At 61.3% G+C, this 19,556-nt stretch carries 14 protein-coding genes; 4 read left to right on the top strand and 10 right to left on the bottom strand.

Going from position 1 to position 19,556, the window contains the following annotated elements:
- Positions 1-106: 106 nt before the first annotated feature.
- Entirely contained in the window at positions 107-463 is a 357-nt protein-coding gene (locus BN1724_RS00330) for a metallopeptidase family protein (protein WP_084252599.1), read from the top strand.
- Here the strand turns inward: BN1724_RS00330 and BN1724_RS00325 are convergent.
- From BN1724_RS00325 to BN1724_RS00315, 3 genes are read right to left on the bottom strand one after another with little or no spacing between them, the layout of a single operon-like run.
- Entirely contained in the window at positions 460-2,091 is a 1,632-nt protein-coding gene (locus tag BN1724_RS00325; RefSeq protein WP_058233775.1) for a DUF5719 family protein, read from the bottom strand. The two genes, BN1724_RS00330 and BN1724_RS00325, sit on opposite strands and share 4 nt — an antisense overlap.
- Positions 2,088-5,735: a glycosyltransferase family 2 protein gene (locus BN1724_RS00320; protein ID WP_058233774.1), complete on the bottom strand. Its 3,648-nt coding sequence runs from the start codon at positions 5,733-5,735 to the stop codon at positions 2,088-2,090. The genes BN1724_RS00325 and BN1724_RS00320 overlap by 4 nt, the downstream gene beginning before the upstream one ends.
- 12 nt (positions 5,736-5,747) lie before the next feature.
- The gene (locus tag BN1724_RS00315; protein ID WP_157085896.1) at positions 5,748-5,963 is read right to left on the bottom strand and encodes a WhiB family transcriptional regulator; all 216 of its coding nucleotides are present in this window, start codon (positions 5,961-5,963) and stop codon (positions 5,748-5,750) included.
- Positions 5,964-6,464: 501 nt separating this feature from the next.
- Between BN1724_RS00315 and BN1724_RS00310 the strand changes: the two genes are divergently transcribed.
- Together BN1724_RS00310 and BN1724_RS00305 are read left to right on the top strand one after the other, a co-directional pair.
- Positions 6,465-7,691 carry a coenzyme F420-0:L-glutamate ligase gene (locus tag BN1724_RS00310; protein WP_058233772.1) on the top strand — a complete coding sequence of 409 codons (1,227 nt, stop codon included), beginning with the start codon at positions 6,465-6,467 and terminating at the stop codon, positions 7,689-7,691.
- Between the two features lie 239 nt (positions 7,692-7,930).
- The gene (locus BN1724_RS00305) at positions 7,931-8,905 is read left to right on the top strand and encodes a TIGR03089 family protein (protein WP_058233771.1); all 975 of its coding nucleotides are present in this window, start codon (positions 7,931-7,933) and stop codon (positions 8,903-8,905) included.
- Positions 8,906-9,033: 128 nt separating this feature from the next.
- Here the strand turns inward: BN1724_RS00305 and BN1724_RS00300 are convergent, their stop codons facing one another.
- From BN1724_RS00300 to BN1724_RS13465, 6 genes are all read right to left on the bottom strand, one after another.
- On the bottom strand, positions 9,034-9,810 hold the full coding sequence (locus BN1724_RS00300; RefSeq protein ID WP_058233770.1) for an ABC transporter ATP-binding protein: 777 nt from the start codon (positions 9,808-9,810) through the stop codon (positions 9,034-9,036).
- A gap of 10 nt (positions 9,811-9,820) precedes the next feature.
- Positions 9,821-10,717: an ABC transporter permease gene (locus BN1724_RS00295; protein ID WP_058233769.1), complete on the bottom strand. Its 897-nt coding sequence runs from the start codon at positions 10,715-10,717 to the stop codon at positions 9,821-9,823.
- Positions 10,714-12,774, bottom strand: coding sequence for a glycosyltransferase (locus BN1724_RS00290; protein ID WP_058233768.1), 2,061 nt, complete (start codon positions 12,772-12,774; stop codon positions 10,714-10,716). The genes BN1724_RS00295 and BN1724_RS00290 overlap by 4 nt, the downstream gene beginning before the upstream one ends.
- Positions 12,774-13,949 carry a UDP-galactopyranose mutase gene (glf, locus tag BN1724_RS00285; protein ID WP_058235624.1) on the bottom strand — a complete coding sequence of 392 codons (1,176 nt, stop codon included), beginning with the start codon at positions 13,947-13,949 and terminating at the stop codon, positions 12,774-12,776. The genes BN1724_RS00290 and glf overlap by 1 nt, the downstream gene beginning before the upstream one ends.
- Positions 13,950-14,091: 142 nt before the next feature.
- A complete protein-coding gene (locus BN1724_RS00280) occupies positions 14,092-14,991 on the bottom strand; it encodes a glycosyltransferase (protein ID WP_058233767.1) in 900 nt (299 codons plus the stop codon).
- Positions 14,988-17,027 carry an NAD-dependent epimerase/dehydratase family protein gene (locus BN1724_RS13465; RefSeq protein WP_084252597.1) on the bottom strand — a complete coding sequence of 680 codons (2,040 nt, stop codon included), beginning with the start codon at positions 17,025-17,027 and terminating at the stop codon, positions 14,988-14,990. Before BN1724_RS13465 ends, BN1724_RS00280 begins: the two co-directional genes overlap by 4 nt.
- 516 nt (positions 17,028-17,543) lie before the next feature.
- Between BN1724_RS13465 and BN1724_RS00270 the strand changes: the two genes are divergently transcribed.
- Positions 17,544-18,785, top strand: coding sequence for an LCP family protein (locus BN1724_RS00270; RefSeq protein WP_231928101.1), 1,242 nt, complete (start codon positions 17,544-17,546; stop codon positions 18,783-18,785).
- A gap of 1 nt (position 18,786) precedes the next feature.
- On the opposite strand, the gene BN1724_RS00265 is transcribed toward BN1724_RS00270, so the two are convergent.
- On the bottom strand, positions 18,787-19,470 hold the full coding sequence (locus BN1724_RS00265; RefSeq protein ID WP_058233766.1) for a glycosyltransferase family 2 protein: 684 nt from the start codon (positions 19,468-19,470) through the stop codon (positions 18,787-18,789).
- Positions 19,471-19,556 lie beyond the last annotated feature (86 nt).

Below are 19,556 nucleotides of genomic sequence, written 5' to 3'. Positions count from 1 at the left end.
GGGTGTGTCCGCTGCGAGTTCATCGAGTCATCCCGTCCCCAGTCCTCGCTCAACTCCACGCCGCCGGGACCGGCACGGCCGCGGGTTTAGAGGCAGCGTGGTGCCCATGCATCTTCCCGGTCATCGCACCCGGCGGGAGATATTTGAGGATGACGTGACGGCAGCCGCGCATATCGCAATCCAACGGTTCGGCCACAAATTGCGTTACCTGCAGGTCACAGTCGAGGATGCTCCGCCGTCGGATCCGGCACCCTGGGAAGACAATGTGGTCCCGCTCGGTCGCTATTTCCCGTCAGACCGACTCCATCCACCGCGGATTGTGATGTATCGTCGACCGATTGTTACCAGGTGCGCCGACCCGTCAGAGCTCAGTCTGCTGATTAGACAGGTGCTCAGTGAGCAAATCGGAGCGATGCTTTCGCGTCCCCCTGAGGAGATTGATCCACAGGCCTGGGACGTTTAGCGTTCCACCACAATCTGGGGAGGCGCATCGTGCTGGCCGGTGGTCGCGGCATCATACGGCAAGACGGACAGCAACGGGCCGTGCGGCGTGTTGGGCCGATGCACGAGAGCTGCATGGACCGCCCCGGGAACATCCGGACGAAGAATCACCGCAGCCGGACCAGAGCCTTTCACGCTGAGCTGACTCAGTGGCACAGCGAGCGCTGTATTCCGTCCAACCTCAACGGTTGACGGGGTGCCTGCGGTGCCGTCGGCTGCGACTGGGATGAGACTCACCCCTCCGGCTTGATCACTGGTCAACACGATCGAATCTCCCGACGCATCTACCGGAACGGCCAGCGCAGCCGCATCAGTAATTCCCGCAGCGGGCGTGACCACGGCAAAATCTTGGGGTGCCTGCTGGCCGGGGCCATCTGGTGACGTGCCGACCTCGTCCACGGTAACAACCCCCGCCACCGGCGTTTCAGACGATAGTGCCAGCGCGTAGGAACCGGGTGTAAGGCCCCGCAGCTCGACATTGGACACCGTTCCCGCGGGTACATCAATGCGCCCTGCGCCTGCGGGGACATCACCTGAGCTACCTTGCACTTGCCAGGTGACATGCGCTGGGGACGCCGATGAGTTCGTGACCGACAGGCGCGGCGCAGGAGCCCCGGCTGTCACCTGGATTCCAGCCAGGACGCTATCGCTAGCTGCCACGGCGTCAGCGGTCATGTGAACGGCGCCCTGCGGTGTCAGCCCATTCCGTCCAGTGATCTGAACATGGGCGTTTACCGGTATGCCGTTCGTCGACATCCGCACGGTGAGGGACTGTGCGTTGGGCACAAGCGCGTCAAGCAACACGTTCTGGGTGCTGCGGGCGGGGACCACCACGTGGGATGACTGTGGCAACACGACCGGTCCCCGCTCCCCCCAGGCGGTCATCGTGACTGTTGCTGGCCGGGACGACGGGTTCGTCAAAACTAACAGTGAGGCTTTGCCGTTGGCGGTGCTCAATCCGGCGAACGTCGCATCAGTCCGGGCCGGGGCGCACCGGGCAAGTGTGGCCGAACGAAAATCGCCCGTCGGCGTGATCGTGCTTTGCACCGTGTCGGCGACCATACCGGTGGTTCCGCCGGCTCGCAGTTCAGCTCCGGGCTGCGCAGCGGATGTGGCGAGGGTTCCCAGTGCAATTGCGAGTGGAGCCGCGCTTTTCACAGCGTCCTTGGGTGCTGCTGCATCCCCGGTCAGACGCAGCTGCGGCGGTTTGGGGGCGATATCCCCTGTGGTTGTGGCCCCGAGGGTTTGCCCGAAGAGCAGCGGGGACTGGCCGTCAATCGCCACGGCGCGCACGGTTGAGGAGTTCGAGGGAGGGGTAAGAGCAAATTGGTCGTCGGTGTTGTTGCCTGCAGCGCCGGGGTCTGGCATGACAAGTGGTCCGGGGCAGCTGAGGGTTGTCGGGCCTGCCGCGATGCTGGTGATGTGCTGGGTAACCGGTCGCGAGGGCGCCTGTGGGGCATGGACCGCGTAGGCGCCCACGGCAATCAAAGGCAGGGTGCTACCAAGTGCTGCGAGAACCCGGAGAAATGGTCGGTCCGAGCGGCTGAAATGTGTACGGTCGGGTGTGCGCCCGCGGGATCGTCGGCTCATGAGTCCTCCGCTCGGTGCTGATCGGGGGCGCCAGGGCGGGCCGGTTCTACCTCGCCTGACTGGGCCAATTGGTCGGTCCCCGACGAAGATCGTGGGCCGTCTCCTAATTGATCTGCGTCGCGAATAACCGGCTTGTCGGGTTCTTCACGACTTTCCGTCTCCGACTCCGTGTCAGGCTGGGGCGTGTTGCCGTGAGCCTGACTGTGCCGCGCTGCCACGGCTAGTTCCCGCAACCGCACAGAGCGACGGCGCCATGGCAGAGCTGCCAAAATGGCCAGCAGCCAGATTGCGTCCTGCACCCATCCCAGAATCCACATCGGAACTTGGCCGCTGTGATCGACGATGAGTTCACCGGAGGCACCAGCGGGAATCGCAAAGCCTTCGGCCCAGCCGTCCACCACCGCAGGTACGAGCTCAACTCCGCCTAGCCAGGCTTGCCACTGCCCGTCATGGCGTTCGGACAGCACGAGAGTGCGGGGATGTTCAGCAGCATCGACATGCGTCCTCACCCGGATAATTTCCGATGGAAGTGCCGTGATTGACAGCGGTCGGCCTTGTAGGGAGTCCATGCTGTCGGGCGAGCCTGCGATCAGCATGGCGCGGGAAGACGGGGCGAGCACTCGCCATAGTGATCCCTGCTCGGTGCGGGTGACCTGTTCGAGGACATCGGAGCTATCCAGCAGCGCCCGCAAGCGTGCTCCGGCCTGGTCGTCGGCGTGACCGGGAACGTAAACGTACGCGACCGCGAGGGTCTGCAACGCTCGGGTCGGGTCGTGTCCGTCAGAGAGTAACGTCGCCGCGGCGTGCCCCAGAGCGTTATCAGCGGCGTCGAGAGGCATTGGCGACACGTCAAGCCGGGAGCCGATGATCCCGCGAGCTTCAGCGATGACCGAACTGCGCGTCAAATCCTTACCGTCGCCCCGGATCAACCGGGCGTGAAAGCGATTATCGGAACCCGACGTGAAGACTAAGGTACGTGCCTGGCGAGAACTGAGGCCTTGATCAGCTGCCGCAGCCGGAAGATAATCCGGTGCTGCAGATTCGGGTTGAGCCGTGTCACTGCTCGGGTGTGTCGCTGATTCTGCGGCTTGGGCCGTGAGGCCGCCGGTGCGCTGGATACCGAGCTGGGGCGGCAGACACATGAATGTGAGGGCGATAACGGTCACGAGGTTCACGGTCATGACCACGGCTGCGATACGCCGCCATACGACACGCGATCGACGGGGGCCAGGGGCCGCTAAAGTGTCCAGGGCGCATGCGGCGGCGGCGAGAAGAGCAAGAACCGCGCATGCCACGGGCACAGCGCCATCACCGGTGCGGGTGGCGCCATCGATAATTGCGACCGCGGTATGGCGCGATAACACCGCGAGGGCCATCGCAATGCCAGCGCCGAGCACGCACAGTCGGGCTAGTGTGCCCGCCCGGGATGGTAAGAAGATGGCTATTGCGGCAAGCAGCACCCACGGAGCGAGCATGAACAGCACAAGCCACGGTGAAATCACAGCTGCCGCAGGACCAAAAATACGCTCTAACGAGTCCGCATTCAGCGGTCCGTGCGGCCAGCCCGCGAGAAGATCCCACACGCCGCCGTGGAGATTTTGGGACGGCACCCCTGAGGTTGCCAGCAGGATCCGCGGGTCGCGCAGTGCATACGGTGCGATGGGCGCGAGCAGCGCCAGCGTGGGGATCGCCGTCCACAGTAAGCGCATTCTGCGCCCCGGGACGAAGCATGCGATCGGTATCAGGGCGCACACAACGAGTACGCCGGCGGCAGGAGACACCGCTGCGACCGGCAATAAAGCCAAGCCTGCCCCGGCTGCTGCGGCCGCAAGCGGGGGACGGGTCGGCCCTCCAATTCCAATCGCGCGACCGATTCCCAGCAACACCAGCGGCAGTGCAATCTGCACGAGCAGAAGGGGCCAGCTGCCGTCTCGCAAAGCTCCGAGTAACGGTGGGGCGAGCGCCCAGCCGAGTGCCAGCACTAGTCGAACCGGTGCCGACCTGGTCAGCAACCCGAACGCCCACCATGCGGTGAGCGCCGACAGAGGAATTGCCCCGACGAATAGCACCGTCATGGCGACCTCGCCGGAGACGGGCAGGTGCGAGATCAGCCGGAGGAGAGGATCGGCGGGGCCCCTGTGACCGAGCGCCGCCGGTATCCACGACGAGGTCCCTGCCTGCCAGCTGGCCGTTGGGTCTTCCGGCCAAGCGATCAGACCTGGTCCGCTGAAATGCCCTGAGCGCAATAGCGGATGCAACAGGAAACCCGCCCCGAGTGCGCTCACCGCTGTGAGTACTAGACCTATCACCGCGTGGCTTCCGTAGCCAGCGCCGCTGCGGTCGTGGATGCTGCCTCCGATACCCACGGTGATGTCGGGACGTCGGGCTGCGTCGGTGGGCACCATGCCCGCAACCGCATCGTCGCAACGGTCGCGCAAGGCCCTTGAGAATGACACGTAGAGGTGGCGCAGGTTTTTGCGAGGAACTGGACGCCTGGTGCGGGTGCGCTGGGATCTCAGCAAAACGCCTGGTGCGCGCCGATACACTCCGGCTATCGCGGCTGGGTCTTGGATGAGTCGTCCCGGTGTGTGCACAACGATGGCTGAGACTAGCCGCACCACGGTGACAAACGGCAGCAGCAGCAAAATCCCCAGGGCGACGATGAGTGGGAACCGGGTGAGTTGCGCGAGTACTTGGCCACGCCGATATACACGCCATGATGCTTCGCGCGGACTTCCCCCGGCGATCACCCGTGCTTTGGGGATGACCTGGACTCTGTATCCGGCGCGCCATACCCGGCGGCAAAGGTCTGCAACCCCCCACTGGGCATCGAACGCGGGGTCAATTCCACCGAGTCGGGCCGCAATGGGTGTGCGCAGTAAGAGACCTTGGGGGTTCACGGCCAGCACGTCACTGCGCCAGTCTGCTTGCCCCTGGTCGATCTCCCCGGGGTCAATGCCTGTCACCCGGCGGCCACCGGGCGTCACCGTGAAACCTACCTCGACGAGATGACGGGCAGACGATGCGTCACGAATCGGTGTTTTCTGGTCGGACTCTGGGGAGTCATAATCCGGTTTATCGGACAGCTCGTCTTGCGAAGTTACGGCGGTGTGATTCATGCTCACACCGTCCGAATGTTCCGGTCCTCGCATATCTCCGAGAGGAAGGAGCTGTTTGCAGCCCAGCACTGCCACGTCGTCGTGAGTGCGCACAGCGGCAACCAGGTGCTCAAGACAATCTGGGGCCGGAGCTGCTTGGTCGTCAAGGATCCACAGGAACTGTTCGGTCTGTGGATCAGCTTCGCTGTCCGATGCCAAGTCCGTCGGGCGATCTGAGGCGCCATCCAGCCGGTGATCTGAGTCCGTATCCGCAGATCCCCCTGACCCGGTTCCTGCCATGTGTCTGCGGAGTATGCCCCCGAGCGATAGCGTGCTCGAGACGGTGCGATCTGTGATGTTCAAACCACCCTGACGCATAGCATCGAGCAGTTCCCGCAGGTCAGCGCTGGGTGCGCCGCACACAATCGCATCGACGTGATCTATGGGGTGGGTCTGCTTGGACAAAGCCTGCAGGGTGAGCGAGGCCGGACCGGTTTCGGCCGAACCAGTCAGAAGCAGGAGAGCAGTTATATGCGTAGCAGTCACGATCAGCCGGGCTCAGACAGCCCGGCGCTTGAGTTTGCGGCGTTCGCGTTCGGATAGGCCACCCCAGATACCGAACCGTTCATCATGCGCAAGGGCGTATTCCAGGCATTCTGCACGCACTTCGCAGGACACACAGACTTTTTTCGCCTCCCGAGTGGATCCGCCCTTTTCAGGGAAAAACGCTTCGGGGTCGGTTTGGGCGCACAGAGCACGTTCCTGCCACGACATCTCGCCACCGTCTTCTTCGAGGTCGACGAAGGACCCGAGATCCACCAGGGACAGCTCGACTACGGTGTGCTCTCGTCTACTCTCGGACATAATGGCAGTTTCCTTCCGACGGTCAAGGAGTCCAGACCGGTCTTGCAGGTTTCATACCGACAACGGATCATGAGGTCGATCTGATGATCCACGATGGTAGTGCGGATCACATGATGGAACAAAACCTCGGCGGGTTCGGTACGAGGTTGCCCGGCAGAGCGTGCCTCCCGAGCGTTCTCGCACCCTGAGGTCCATGCCCCAATAATGCAAAGCTGGATTACCTTTAATTACACCCGTGTAAGTCGATCCCGTCAAGCGATTCCGCTCGCAGATGGAATATTCACCGATCAGCGGACCCTGACACCTAGACTATCGGCACTTTAAGGCCAATGACTCAAGTCCACGATCCACGCACTGCGCGGTCAGCTTCGCCCGCGCACCGCACCTTCCACCTCATGGTTAGGACACACTATGACGACGTCATCACCCAAACCGGCACCCAAACCGCCGTCACAGGTCCAGCCATCGCCACCGCTCATCCCACCGTTACATGATCCGTTATTGAACTCGCCCGGACAGCCAGGCCACCAACCTGCAATCCCACAGGGCATCACCGCGCTCCCCATTCCGAATCTGCCGGAGATCACAGCCGGAACAGATCTAGCCGACCTGTTAACCGCCCACCTGGCACCCCCACCGATAGGTCACGCACCGCATCGCTCTCCTCTAGCGATAAGGAATGGCGATATTTTGTGTATCAGCACCAAAATTGTCTCGAAATCATTGGGGCTGACCGCGAGCCGGCACTCCTATACCGATGTCCTCGCGCACGCTACGGACAGTATCGTGGCCCGACGGATTGGCGGAACGAAAGTCACCACCGTCGTGCGCTCTCAGGCCGGACCAGTGATGGCTGCGGCGGGAATCGATGCATCGAATGCGCCCGAAGGACAGATTGTGATCCTGCCCGACAACGCCGATGCTCATGCACACACCATCCGAGCCGCGCTTGAAAAGTCCACTGGGGTCCGCATGGGCGTGCTTCTCACCGATACGGTGTCCCGACCGTGGCGGTTCGGGGTCGCCGACATTGCACTCGGCGCCAGCGGATTAACCGTCCTCGAAGACCTGAGGGGGACGCCTGATAGAACGGGTCGCCAACTGAACGTGACCGTTCGAGCGGTCGCCGACGAAATCTGTGCCGCCTGCGACCTGGCCCGCACCAAGTCCAACGGGGTCCCCGTGGTGATTGTGCGCGGACTGGCCCATTTGGTCGATGGTCAGGAGCATTCTGCCCGGCTTCTTAATCGCACGGACGGCACAGACTGGTTCCCGTATGCAAGTCTGGAATCGGTCTGGGTGGCGCTGGGCATCGATTTAGCCTGCGTCGAACCTGCCAGTGTCGATCCTGAACCAGACGATGTACGGCGTCGGCGCGCCATCAACATCGCCATCGGCTCAGCCGAGTATCCCCCGGAGACAACTCGATTCGTCACCGGCACCGGTATCGAGGTTGAGCTTCATGGTTCACGCATCGCACTCACTCCCCCGTCCAGCATCGATCCCGGTACCTCTGCTGGCGTGGCTCTTCTGCTGGAGATGGGCGCCCTCGCTGAACGACTTCGGGTCGCATTGCGTGCCGAGAATCTGCCACCTCACGTCGAACTCCAACGGCCCGACCCCGTATCCTCGTCCTGAGGCGGCCCAGGCGCGTGACCGCGGCGGCTAGTTGTTTCCAGTTATTTCAGGACTAGCTATTCAAACGCTTAATACTTTGGCCGTCGCCCATACTCGTAACCGTGGTCCACACTCATGAGGATTCCCCTATCGAGCGTGGGCGACCTCGATATTCATAACGCTCGCCCACAGCACGACCGCAACCCATATTCGCGGACGTTCTCCGCCATACCCGCCCACCGCCAGTAGAGAGTCTGCCGATGTTCACCTATGAGCCCCTTACCAGCGCATCTAACACCGGCGCCGATCTCATGCGGGCCTGGCGAGAGCGCGGTTCCCGACCCGCGCTCATATGGTACGGAACCCCTGATGGCAGCGATGAACGGGTGGAACTGTCCGGGCACGTTCTAGTGAACTGGGTCAGCAAAACCGCTAACCATTTCCAGCAAGAGATGTTTCTCAACCCGGGAGATGCCCTTGTGCTCGACCTGGGCGCTCATTGGAAGACGACCGTGCTGGCCATCGCAGCCTGGCTGCGCGGCATTACCGTCCTACCGGGTCCGGGCAACCGTTTTGGCAGCCACACCGCACCGGAAGACAGGACTCGCCACGCCCCCTGCGGCGAGCCCCATGCCAGCGGCTTCGCTGATACAGCCCGTAAGACTCCTGGCAGCAGCTTCGCTGAGGCCAACCTCGATTCGCTGAATAACCAGCGTTTACTCAGTGAACTAGCGGCTGAGGAGATGTGGCAGGACATCGTTGTGGGGGCTATTGCCACCGACCGTCCGGACGAAGTCATGGCACTGCCCGCATCAGCGCTCACCGACGCTGAGGTAATAGCCGTGCAGACGGTAGGCCTCACCCCGGCGTGGCCTGGCCCGCTCCCACCGCTGGTTCACGACTGGATTAGCGAGGTGCGCGCTATGCCGGATGATCTTCTTGACGCGCCATCGGATTGGGTGGGACCGGCCCCGTCAGCGTCAGCGTCAGCGTCAGCGTCAGCGTCAGCGTCAGCGTCAGACGGATTATCGCCGGGCCTGCGTCAAGCAGAACCCAACCAGCCGCTTTTATGGCAGGGTCACATCTTCGATGCGGTATCCCAGTCATCCCCCCAGCAACCGAGTATCGCCGATGCGCTTCGCACCTGGCTCAGCGGCTCCTGCGTGGTGGCCTCTCCGAGAGGACTCACTGCGCGGCAGAGAGCGGATGAACAGCTACCTAAGCTCAGCTCTTAAGCCAGGTGACCTGAGCTATCCAGCGCAGCCATGGTTACTCTCGGCCAGTCGGTTCATTCACGGATACCCCCAGCTAGAAGCGATCGGACGCCTCACGTCTGGTAAACGGGTACCTCAGCGAGTTAGCGCTAGGCAGCACGCAGGCGCGAGATCGCCTCGGCGGGAGCGCCGTCGTACTCGATCTTGCCTTGCTTCAGGTACACGATTCGGCTACACAGCTTTTCGAGCATGTCGAGCTCGTGGGAGACCACGACCATGGTGCGGCCTGCCTCCTGAAGCGAGTGAATCCGGTCAAGACATTTGCGCTGGAACGGCTCGTCCCCGACCGACAGAATTTCGTCGACGAGGAAGATATCCGGGTTGGTGTGGACAGCGACCGAAAAGGCGAGACGCAAGAACATACCGGAGCTGTAGTACTTCACGTCGTTATCGATGAACTCTTCAATTTCACTGAATGCCACGATGTCATCGAAACAGGCATCGATGCTTTCCCGGTCCATACCGAGAATCGCCCCGTTAAGGTAGACGTTCTCACGGCCAGAAAGATCCGGGTGAAAGCCAGCACCCACTTCGATCAGGCCGGCGACTCGGCCTCGCACCAAAACTCGGCCCTCGTCCGGGAACAGAACACCTGAAATCGTTTTCAGCAGTGTTGACTTACCCGAACCATTCCAGCCGATCAGGCCGACGGTTTCCCCGGCCCCCACTCTCAGATCAATTCCCGACAGGGCCGTGAAGGAGTCGGACAATTTCTTTCGCTGCAACGCGGCAAAGGCGAGTTCTTTGAGCGAATGATTATGGTTTAGAACGAAACGCTTCGTGACGTTTTCAATCCGGATCATGTCGTGACTGGTCGCGTTCCGCGCATCCGTGCCCCCGGCCACCTCGGGTTGCTGCGTACTCATCTCGCCTCTCTCACAGCGTTTGCGCGAACGAGCGCTTCGAGCGCTCGAACACGAAGTTGCCGATCACGAACACTGCGAGCGCAATCAATAGGCCCGCCCACCACAATCCATGAATCTGGTTGTAGACCGCTGCCTGCCCCGCATCGAGCTGCACACCATCGGTGTGCTGCCAAAAACCGTAGTGGAAAAGCTCGACCACAATGGTGAGGGGGTTGAGCGAGTAAAGCAGGTATAGGACTCCGTCACCCACCGCGTGGCGCACCTTCGTAATCTGGTACATGATCGGGGACGTCCAGGTCAGCACCATCACGATCATGTCCACGAAGTTTTCAATATCGCGGAAAGCCGCATTTAAAGCGGCTGTGAGCATACCGAGTCCGAGCGTCAGCATGATCAGGATGATTAAACCCAGCGCAATCGCCCCGAGCTGCATGAGGCCGGGGCTCCAGCCGACGAGCAGCGCACCCACCGCCAGCACCAGAAGCTGCGGAATGAAGTGGATAAGCGCCACGATCATCGACGAGTAAGGAAAAAGTTCCGTCGGCAGATAGATCTTCCGGACCAAGGAATCATTTCCCGTGATGGACCGCGTGCAGTTCCCGAGGGTTTCACCGAAAAGGTTAATCACCACGATGCCGGAAAACAGGTACACCGCATAGTTGTGTACGCCCTTGTTGAGTTCCAAGAACACGCCCAGGGCTATGTAGAACACGATGAACTGGACGGCGGGTTTGACGTAGCTCCACGCCATACCGAGCATGCTGCCGCGGTAGCGCACCCGCAGTTCTTTCTTCACCAAAAGGTGCAGCAGGAACCGATTGACGAATGGGTTTAACCATCCGGAATCCTGGCCGGGTGAGCGCCACCCTTCGGCGCGCTCAACCCGGCTTGGGACCGCAATACTCACCGGGCCGAGCCCTCCGTGCTCTTCGGCGTCGCCGCCTCGAAGGTCTTTTCCCAGGCCTCGAGTGAACAGATCCGTCCGGCTGCCTCACGGTAGTCATCGCGCAGCTGTGACCAGCGGCGGAACAGTTCGGCGTGGACTTTAACGGCATCGACCAGCATTTCGCGGGAGGTCTCGGGGTCGCGGCGATACCAGGACACCTGGGTGCCCTCCGCATTGGAGACCAGTGCGCTGTCGTAGTGCGCGAGCCGCCACCAGCGAGCATCCTGGTGGGCGATAACTGCCTGCGGGTTCTTGTCGCTCCCTGGCTTAGGCTTCACCGCGAACTGGCGGGCGAGGGTCTTCAGGGTCCACAGCGGAACGAGCGGACGCCATGGCTGGGAGAACGGTCGTCCCTTGTGCGGAGGCTTATCCACCTTAGTAGGCGGAAAGTCCGTCACGTCTTTGCCACCGTGCGCATCAGAGAATGATGCGGCCAATGCGCGGATTTCCGGCAGTTTAGTTCCGATGTTGCCGTGCAGCGCGTCGGGGCCATCCAGCACATCCCGCTGGGCCATTAAACGACCCTTCTGGGTGTAGTACTGCATGGACAGGATGTGTTTGATGTCCATGAACTGCGACTCTTTGACCACTCGTCCGCCGTGATCGTAGGGCGAGTGCAGCAGCGCGGTGATGATCCGGTTGCGCTCGTGGAAGTAGGCCTGCCAACCGACCAGGTCGTCCTTATCAGTCCAGCTAATGTGCCAAACACCGGCGCCGGGCAGGCTCACCGTGGGGAATCCGGCGTTGCGCGCGCGCAGACCGTATTCGGCGTCGTCCCATTTAATGAAGACCGGCAGCGATAAACCGATCTTGCGAATCGCCTCGACCGGAATGAGGCACATCCACCAGCCGTTGTAGTCCACATCGACTCGGCGATGCAGCCAGGGCGTTGAGCGCAGCCCCGACTCGGAGAAGTCGTGGCCGAGCACCATGTCGTCGTGGGGCAGAGCGGGCTGAATGCGCCACGGATCGACGATTTCGCCGAAGGTATGCAGAACCGACCGGTTGTTCAAGTCGAACATGTGTGCCCCGACCAGGGTCGGGGTGGTCGCGTAGTCCGCGAAGGTTACTAAGCGAAGAAGCGATTCGGGCTCGATGACGATGTCGTCGTCGCTGTTGACCACGTACGTTGAACGGCCCGCTTTGGTGGTTTCATACATGCCGCGGGAGAACCCGCCGGAGCCACCGATGTTTCCCTGTTCGATGATGGTGAGCTGATCACCCATCTCTTTGGCCAGCGGCGCCAGGTCCTCAGCGTGATCGCGTAGGCGGTCAGAGCCTTGATCGATGACATACATGGTGTCCAGCACTTCGCGCACCGCGGGATCTTCCGAGATCGCACGAATATTGTCGAGACAGTACGACACCTTGTTCATCGTGGTCATCGAGATTGAAATGGTGCCGCGAGTGCGGGCGAGGCTCGCATCGGTGCTCCAGTCCGCTTCGAGCACGGTAATTTCGCTGGTGCCGCCGTGAATATCGAACCAGTACCAGCCGCCGTCTCCGAAAGCCGCCAGCGGAAGGTCGAACACGGTGACCGTGTTTCCGCTGACCCGTCGCAGATCGTGCCGCTGCATGCTGCCACGGGCGTTCGAGCGGTACACGATGATCTGGCCGGTCCCCTTGGTGGAGATGGTCAAGCGTACTTCCCGCACGGGTGTCCAGCGGCGCCAGTAGCTCGCCGGGAACGCGTTGAAGTAGGTGCCGAACGAACGCATCTCACCGGAGGGAACCCGAACGCTGTGGCGCGCCACGAGCTCGGAGGCATCGAGCATGGGCTGACTGTTCACGAACTGGCGAATATCAGTCTGGGTGCCGCGCTCTTTGCCGGAACCGAGGCCAAAGGAGCCTCCAGCCGACGTGTTCCGGGCCTGACCGCGTTCGATATACAGCGGGATAATGTCGGGCGCGGTTTCAGTCGGGAAAATGAGGCGTTGCAAAACCCGACGATCCTCGCCGTGCTCAATGGCGAGCGGCTCGTCTTTAGCATTGCTGTTTTTCTGGGTCTTGGCACTCATTAGTTTGCCCCTGTGGTACGGCCACGCACGAGCGCGGGCAGGTCGTTATCGGCCATGGTGAGCGCCGAAGCGATCGCCATGTGCATGTCGAGGTACTTGTAAGTACCCAACCGCCCACCGAACAGTGTGAGCGGTGCGTCGGCAGCGAGTTGCCGGTATGTCTCCAGCATGGCGCGGTCGCTGGCCGATGCAATCGGGTAGTACGGTTCATCGCCCTTGTCCGCGAAGCGCGAGAACTCGCGCATGATGACGGTGCGATCCTTCACGTAATCCCGTTCCGGGTGGAAATGGCGCGGTTCGATGATCCGGGTGTAGGGGGTATCTTCGTCGGCGTAGTTCATCACCGACGTCCCCTGGAAGTCACCGACATCAAGATGTTCGGTTTCAAAGTCGATCGTGCGCCATTTGAGATCGCCCGCTTGGTAATCGAAGTAGCGGTCGATTGGACCGGTGTAGATCACGGGGACCTGTCCGGTCACTGCTTCTTTATTGAGCGGCTGTGAAGCATCAAAGAAGTCGGTGGACAGTTTCACCTCAATATTTGGGTGGTCTGCCATCCGCTCAATCCACGCGGTGTACCCGTCGGTGGGCAACCCTTCGTAGGTGTCGTTGAAGTAGCGGTTGTCGTAGGTGTAGCGAACCGGGAGCCGGGAGATGATTGAGGCGGGTAGATCTTTGGGATCGGTTTGCCACTGCTTACCCGTGTAATGCTTGATGAAGGCTTCATACAGCGGACGCCCGATCAGGGAAATACCTTTGTCGTTGAGGTTTTCCGGATCCTGGCCTGCAAGTTCGCCAGCCTGTTCAGCGATCAGCGCCTTCGCTTCGCCCGGTGAGTATGCGGTCTGGAAGAACTGGTTGATGGTGCCGAGGTTGATCGGCATCGGATACACCACGCCTTTATGGACGGTATACACCTTATGTACATAGTTGGTGAACGTGGTGAATCGATTGACGTACTCCCATACCCGCTCATTGGAGGTGTGGAACAGGTGCGCACCGTAGCGATGTACTTCGATACCGGTTTCAGGATCCGGTTCGGAATATGCGTTGCCGCCGATATGGTCGCGGCGGTCAATCACGGTCACCTTCAGGCCGTGTTCTCGCGCTGCTCGCTCGGCAATGGTTAGTCCGAAGAATCCCGATCCGACAATCAGGAGGTCAGGAGTGCTCACGTTGTCTACCTCTTCCACTGTGCCGGCATCTCCGTCCCGGCCATCTACGAACGGTTCTCATAAGAACGCCCTTCACAGTAACCTAAGCACCGTGCAGGCCTTGTGAAGGACGTATTGCCAAAGTCTGCAGGCGGGTCATACATCACACTCGATTCACCAACAGCCGGTGCATCCGCGACCGCAGCCGATTGGGAACCACACGGTAGGCGATCCGCACCGCCAAGTTCCGCAGCGCTAGCGGCCACGGGGTGAAACCGGTCGTTACCAAAAGGCGGTGCAATCGGATATCGCTTTTCACAAGTTCCAGACCACCTCGCCGGGCATACAGGCCAGCGTCTACGCGATAGGACACCAACGGTTCGTTGAGATTTGCAGCCCGGGCACCAATCATGAGCATCCGGATCCACAGCCACCAGTCTTCCAGATAGGGCATTCGGTGGTAGTTACCTGCGTTCAGCACCACGCGGCGACGCATCAGCACCGTCGGATGCTGGAACGGGTTGTGGGTGCGTGCGTAACGGCGGATCTCGGCTTGGTCTATCGGACGGGTGCGCACCGGTGCTCCAGCTACCGGAGATCCATCCGCCCCAATTTCCCGCATGGCGCTGCCGAGGATATCCACGTCATTGTCAATGAGGAACGGTACTTGCCGTGCCAGACGGTCGGGCGCGTTGATGTCGTCGGCGTCAGCCCGGGCAATGAGCTCGGTGCGAGCCTGTCGGACGCCGTCGGCAAGAGTGTCGGCCAGTCCCCGGTGTTCAGCACAGCGAATAATGCGCACCGGCACCTCGCCGTGGTCTTGTGCCTGGCGCGAGGCCTGGTCCAGCACAGCGTCCAACTCAGCAGTGAGCGGACCGTCCACCATCACCAGGATCTCCCGGGGCGGAAGAGTCTGCTCAGGCCCTGCCGAGCGCAACGCCTGAGCTAAAAGCTCCGGACGGTCCCCCTTCCACACGGCCATGAGCACGGTGACATCTCCGTGAGCGGAGCTACGATGACTGCCCTTGGCTCGGCCAGAGCCGGCATGCTCCGGTGTCGTCATGGACGTCTCACCGCTTCCATCGCTCGAATATCGGCCGCGCTGGCGGGATCCGAGGCGAGCACAGCTGCCGAGGGACGAGGCTTAGAGCCCACGGCGTGCCGCAGGCCCCGCAGGCCGGCACCCAGGCGTTTACCGCGGGTGCGAACTATCACACCGCCCCAGGACAGAGCCGTTCGACCGCCGTATAAAACGGCTTCCCACCAGCTAAACGACCCGGATCGAAGCAGTGCCCAGATCTTATTGCGCACCTCGTAGTAGAACCGATCACCCGGGTCGGAGCGGGCGGAGTCAAAGGCTCGGGTGCGGTGTTCGACGATGCTGTCCGGCACCCGCAGGCCTCGGCCCTTGCGCAGGATACGGCCTGTGTACTCGAAATCGTCACTCCAAATGAAGTAGTCGGCCTCGGGTAGGCCCGCGTGGGCGATGTGACGAGCATCGATCATGGCGGACACGAAGGAGGCAGTGCGAATGGCACGGCATCCGGCATCCTGGGCAGCAGCGAGTTCGTCGTCATTGGCTCCGAGCCGTTGACGAGAGGTGTTCATCGGATGTTCGCGCCCGTCAGTCCACACCGCGGTGGAGGAGAGCACGGCGGGTTGCTCTTGCGGACCCGAGGCGGCCCGTAGAAGGGCTTCCAAGGCTTCGGGGCGTGCGATGGTGTCGTCGTCCATGATCCAAACCCAATCCGGGCGATGGGCCAGCATGGCTCGCGCAATGCCCGCAGCGAATCCGCCTGCACCTCCGACGTTGCGGGTCAGATGCACCACCTCGGTGACGACCCGGTGATTGTCGGCAACCTGACCGGAACCATCGGTGGAGGCGTTATCGACCACCACTACCGCGTCGACGGGTCGGGTCTGTGCGGCGAGCGCATCGAGGCATTCGCGCAGCAGCTGCTCTCGGTTGTAGCTGACAACCACTGCTACTACCCGTGGAGCGGGCAGCCCTTCCTGCTGTCCAAAGCGCACCACATGTTCGGGTGGCCGGTGCGGCAGGGGACGCTCAGACACGGGGGTGTCGCGGTACCAGCGCACCATCTCGGCGAGGCCTTCGGCGAGTGTGCGCGGAGCGGTGAAGACCGAATGCACCCGGTCCGCAGCGAACTGGGTTCGCGCGTCGCTGAGCTTGCGCACTCGCGCTGAGGTAATGGGCAGGTCTCGTCCGGTGACGCCCGCAAGCAGATCGAAGGGTTTAGCCGCTGCCATGACCGGTGCCAACGGCAGCGGGTGACTCGGTGCTCGTCGCCCCAAGGCTTCGTGGATAATTGCGATGACCTGCGCGCTGGTGAGGTCGGGTTTATCGGCGTAGTTGTAGATTTCCCGATCCATCGGCAGTTCGCTGGGCCGCGACCACAGGGTCAAAATCGCGGCAACAATGTTCTCCACGTATGCCATGGATTTAATGTTGGATCCGGGGCCGACCGGATAGAAGCGGCGGCGCGCGATCTGATCAATCAGGCGGAAAACGTTGGCTACGTTACGCGGTCCGAACACAACAGCCGGGCGCACGATGAGTAGGCGCCGCTGCTCGCCATCACCTGCTTGCCAGCGGCGGTAAATATCTTCGGCGGCAAGCTTGGTGCGGCCATAGGTATTGGTCGGACGCGGCGGGGTGTTCTCGTCGGGAACCTCGGGGAAACCCTCTTCTCCCTGGTGTTCGCCATAGACGGCGACAGACGAGTAGAAACATAGATTCTGGATGCCGTTGCGCTCCATCGCCTGGCAGATGCTGCGTGCGCCTCCCACGTTGACCGACTCGAACGTGGCCTCGGTGATTCCAAAGTCGTGGTGTGCAGCAGCTAGGTTCAGCACGGCGTCGTAGCCGCGCATTGCCTCTGTGAGGGCCTCGACGTCTCGAATGTCGCCGCGGTGTTCTTTAATCTCAATTCCGTCGGGGACCGGGTATCTCACCGGATGCAGGTCATAGACGCCCATCGTGATACCCAGCGCATGGAGGGCAGCGGGTAAGTGCGAACCAATGAAACCCGCTCCGCCGACAACGAGGACCCTGGATGAGGGACGAAGACGCGTGGGCATAAAGCTCCTTCGGGCGGAACCATCAATGTGAACTAAAGCGCGAGCACGGTAGCTGCTTGCGATGGTGTCAGTCTACAAAGCAGAACCAGGCTATCCCTGCGCATTTGCGCCACGAGCTATGGGATCTCACCGGGTGTCGAAGAAACCTCCCCAAAGTCTCCTCATCTCACTGCAGCCATTCGCATATGAGACCCTTAACCCCACCTTAGGGCGGACATGCGCCACCTCACGCCTTTCCCGCCGCACGCCCTTGACTTATCCCCTGCTTACCCCGTTTCGCCGGCGTTTTTGCGGTGCGGCCAGGAGGGCGCGATCCTCAGTGGCGGCGTATTCAAACCTGCCTAAACATGGTTGACACTAAAATTATCGATGCGTTGATTCGCTCAAGATGAGAGCTGTATGACAGTTCCAGATAACAGCTCCGGGTAGATTTGCCTCTGCAACGCTTAACGAACTCGGACTAGGAAGAAATCAACCCGTCGACTGAACCTCAGACGATAAGAAAAGGCGGTGGATGTGTCAGGCTACGACCCGCGGAAACCAGGGCCCTCCTCGACCTCGCGCGCACGCCCCGGTGGTGCAGCCCGCCCAGTTCCACGTGTCCCCCAGCCCGGGACTCGTCGCTCTCGCTCCAACCCTCCAGGTCCAGCCCCTGCCCGTACCCCAACCCGTGCGCTGCCCGCAGGCGAACGCAGACGCTATGAATCTACTTATGCCCCGCCTGCTCACCACTCCACCGATCATGCCTTTAATAGCTCACCGTCCGGGGTCGACAATTCGATGCCTAGCGACCGGCGTCAGCACGGTCCAGGCCGCCGATTTCGGCTCCCGCGCTGGGCACGCCTAGCTCGGACCCTGATTATCCTGTGGCTGGTTGTAACCGTGGGCTGGTTCGCAGGGCTCTTCCTTTGGGCAAATGGCCGGATGCACCATGTTGAGGCGCTGTCGGGCGCCCCCGACACCGGCGGAACCACCTGGCTGATCGCAGGCTCTGACTCGCGGGCCAATGAGGATGCTGTCCCGCAGGACGGAACCCGCGGCCAACGTGCCGACACCATGATGCTTTTACATAAGGCCCCGAACGGGAAGTCGTATTTGGTATCGCTTCCTCGCGACACCCTGGTCAATATCCCGGGCAAGGGAATGTACAAGCTCAATGCCGCGTTCGCCTTCGGGGGACCCAAGCTGCTGGTGCAAACCGTCGAGAACCTCACCGGTCTGACCGTGGACCACTATGTGCAGGTGGGCTTCGATGGGGTTCGCAACATCGTTGACGCTGTGGGAACGGTCAATCTCTGTTTAGATCGCAATGTCAACGACCCTAAATCTGGTTTGAACTGGGTCAGCGGCTGCCACGATGTCGGAGGGGAACAGGCGCTGGCATTCGTCCGCGCCCGCTATTTCGACCCGACGGCTGACCTCGGTCGGCAAAAACGTCAGCAGCAATTCGTAGGGTCTTTAATGAAGCGGGTAGTTAGCCCTGGGACTGTGCTAAACCCCTTCTCGCAGCTGGCACTGGTGCGCGCTGGAACCGACTCGCTGACGACGGACCCGGGAACCGGTTTACTTGGGCTCGGTCAGGCTGGGCTCGCCTTCCGCAACGCATCATCCAATAACCGCGTGCTGACAATGCCGATTGAAAACCCGGCGTACCGCACGAAGAACTCGGGCGTAGCAATCAAGGTAAATGACGCCGAGGTCAAAAAGTTTTTCGCAGCAATCGGAGATGGCACCGCGGCAGCTAAGGAAAAGCCTTAGATCACCTAATGATCAGGTCGATCAAAATGTTGACCGAGTTCAGCAGTGACTGCCCCTTCGCACGCGAGTAGTCGGTGTACAGAATGTGCACCGGCTGCTCTTTAACCCGAAGCTTGCGTCGTCCAAATTCCGCCACGATCTCAGAGGCGTGAGCCATCCGGTTTTGCTCGATGACGATTACCTCACACGCATGGCGGGATAGCGCTCTCAAACCATTGTGAGCATCCGTCAGCTTCACCCCGGTGGTCATATTCGTATACACAACCGCTGCTTTGAGCACCATGCGTTTAAGCAGGCCGGGCTTGGTCCTACCGTCCAAGAAGCGGGAGCCGACAATCACATCGACATCCTCGTTCTCCACTCGTGCCACCATTGCCTCAGCATCTTCTAAGCGGTGCTGTCCGTCGGCGTCAAAAGTCACCACGCAGCGCATCTGCGGGTCGCGAAGTGCATAGTCAATCCCGGTTTTTAGGGCAGCACCCTGCCCCATGTTGTACGGATGCCGCACAACCACGGCGCCTGCCTCACGCGCTGCTTGCGCAGAGCCGTCGGTAGAACCGTCATCCACGCACACCACAAATGGGAATCGTGTCCGCACCTGGCGAATCACGTCACCGATCACACTGGCTTCGTTGTAGAGCGGGATCACGAACCAGGTGGTGAATTCCCCGGTCAGGTCGGGCATCGACAACCTCCTGGCTGACGCTTATGCGGCGGACAAATCAAACTGGTTGCGCGAGTTTTCAACGCAACTGAATACGGCATGTCAGA

It is taken from the genome of Devriesea agamarum (assembly GCF_900070355.1).
GTDB lineage: Bacteria > Actinomycetota > Actinomycetes > Actinomycetales > Dermabacteraceae > Devriesea > Devriesea agamarum.
Note: the sequence above shows the minus strand (reverse complement) of the source record. Positions and strands in the feature narration are given on the sequence as shown.

Coding starts and splice junctions, on each gene's coding strand:
- BN1724_RS00305 (WP_058233771.1), top strand. CDS start 7,931: ATGTTCACCTATGAGCCCCTTACCAGCGCATCTAACACCGGCGCCGAT.
- BN1724_RS00280 (WP_058233767.1), bottom strand. CDS start 14,991: ATGACGACACCGGAGCATGCCGGCTCTGGCCGAGCCAAGGGCAGTCAT.
- BN1724_RS00300 (WP_058233770.1), bottom strand. CDS start 9,810: ATGAGTACGCAGCAACCCGAGGTGGCCGGGGGCACGGATGCGCGGAAC.
- BN1724_RS00290 (WP_058233768.1), bottom strand. CDS start 12,774: ATGAGTGCCAAGACCCAGAAAAACAGCAATGCTAAAGACGAGCCGCTC.
- BN1724_RS00325 (WP_058233775.1), bottom strand. CDS start 2,091: ATGAGCCGACGATCCCGCGGGCGCACACCCGACCGTACACATTTCAGC.
- BN1724_RS00330 (WP_084252599.1), top strand. CDS start 107: ATGCATCTTCCCGGTCATCGCACCCGGCGGGAGATATTTGAGGATGAC.
- BN1724_RS00310 (WP_058233772.1), top strand. CDS start 6,465: ATGACGACGTCATCACCCAAACCGGCACCCAAACCGCCGTCACAGGTC.
- BN1724_RS00265 (WP_058233766.1), bottom strand. CDS start 19,470: ATGCCCGACCTGACCGGGGAATTCACCACCTGGTTCGTGATCCCGCTC.
- BN1724_RS00315 (WP_157085896.1), bottom strand. CDS start 5,963: ATGTCGTGGCAGGAACGTGCTCTGTGCGCCCAAACCGACCCCGAAGCG.
- BN1724_RS13465 (WP_084252597.1), bottom strand. CDS start 17,027: ATGCCCACGCGTCTTCGTCCCTCATCCAGGGTCCTCGTTGTCGGCGGA.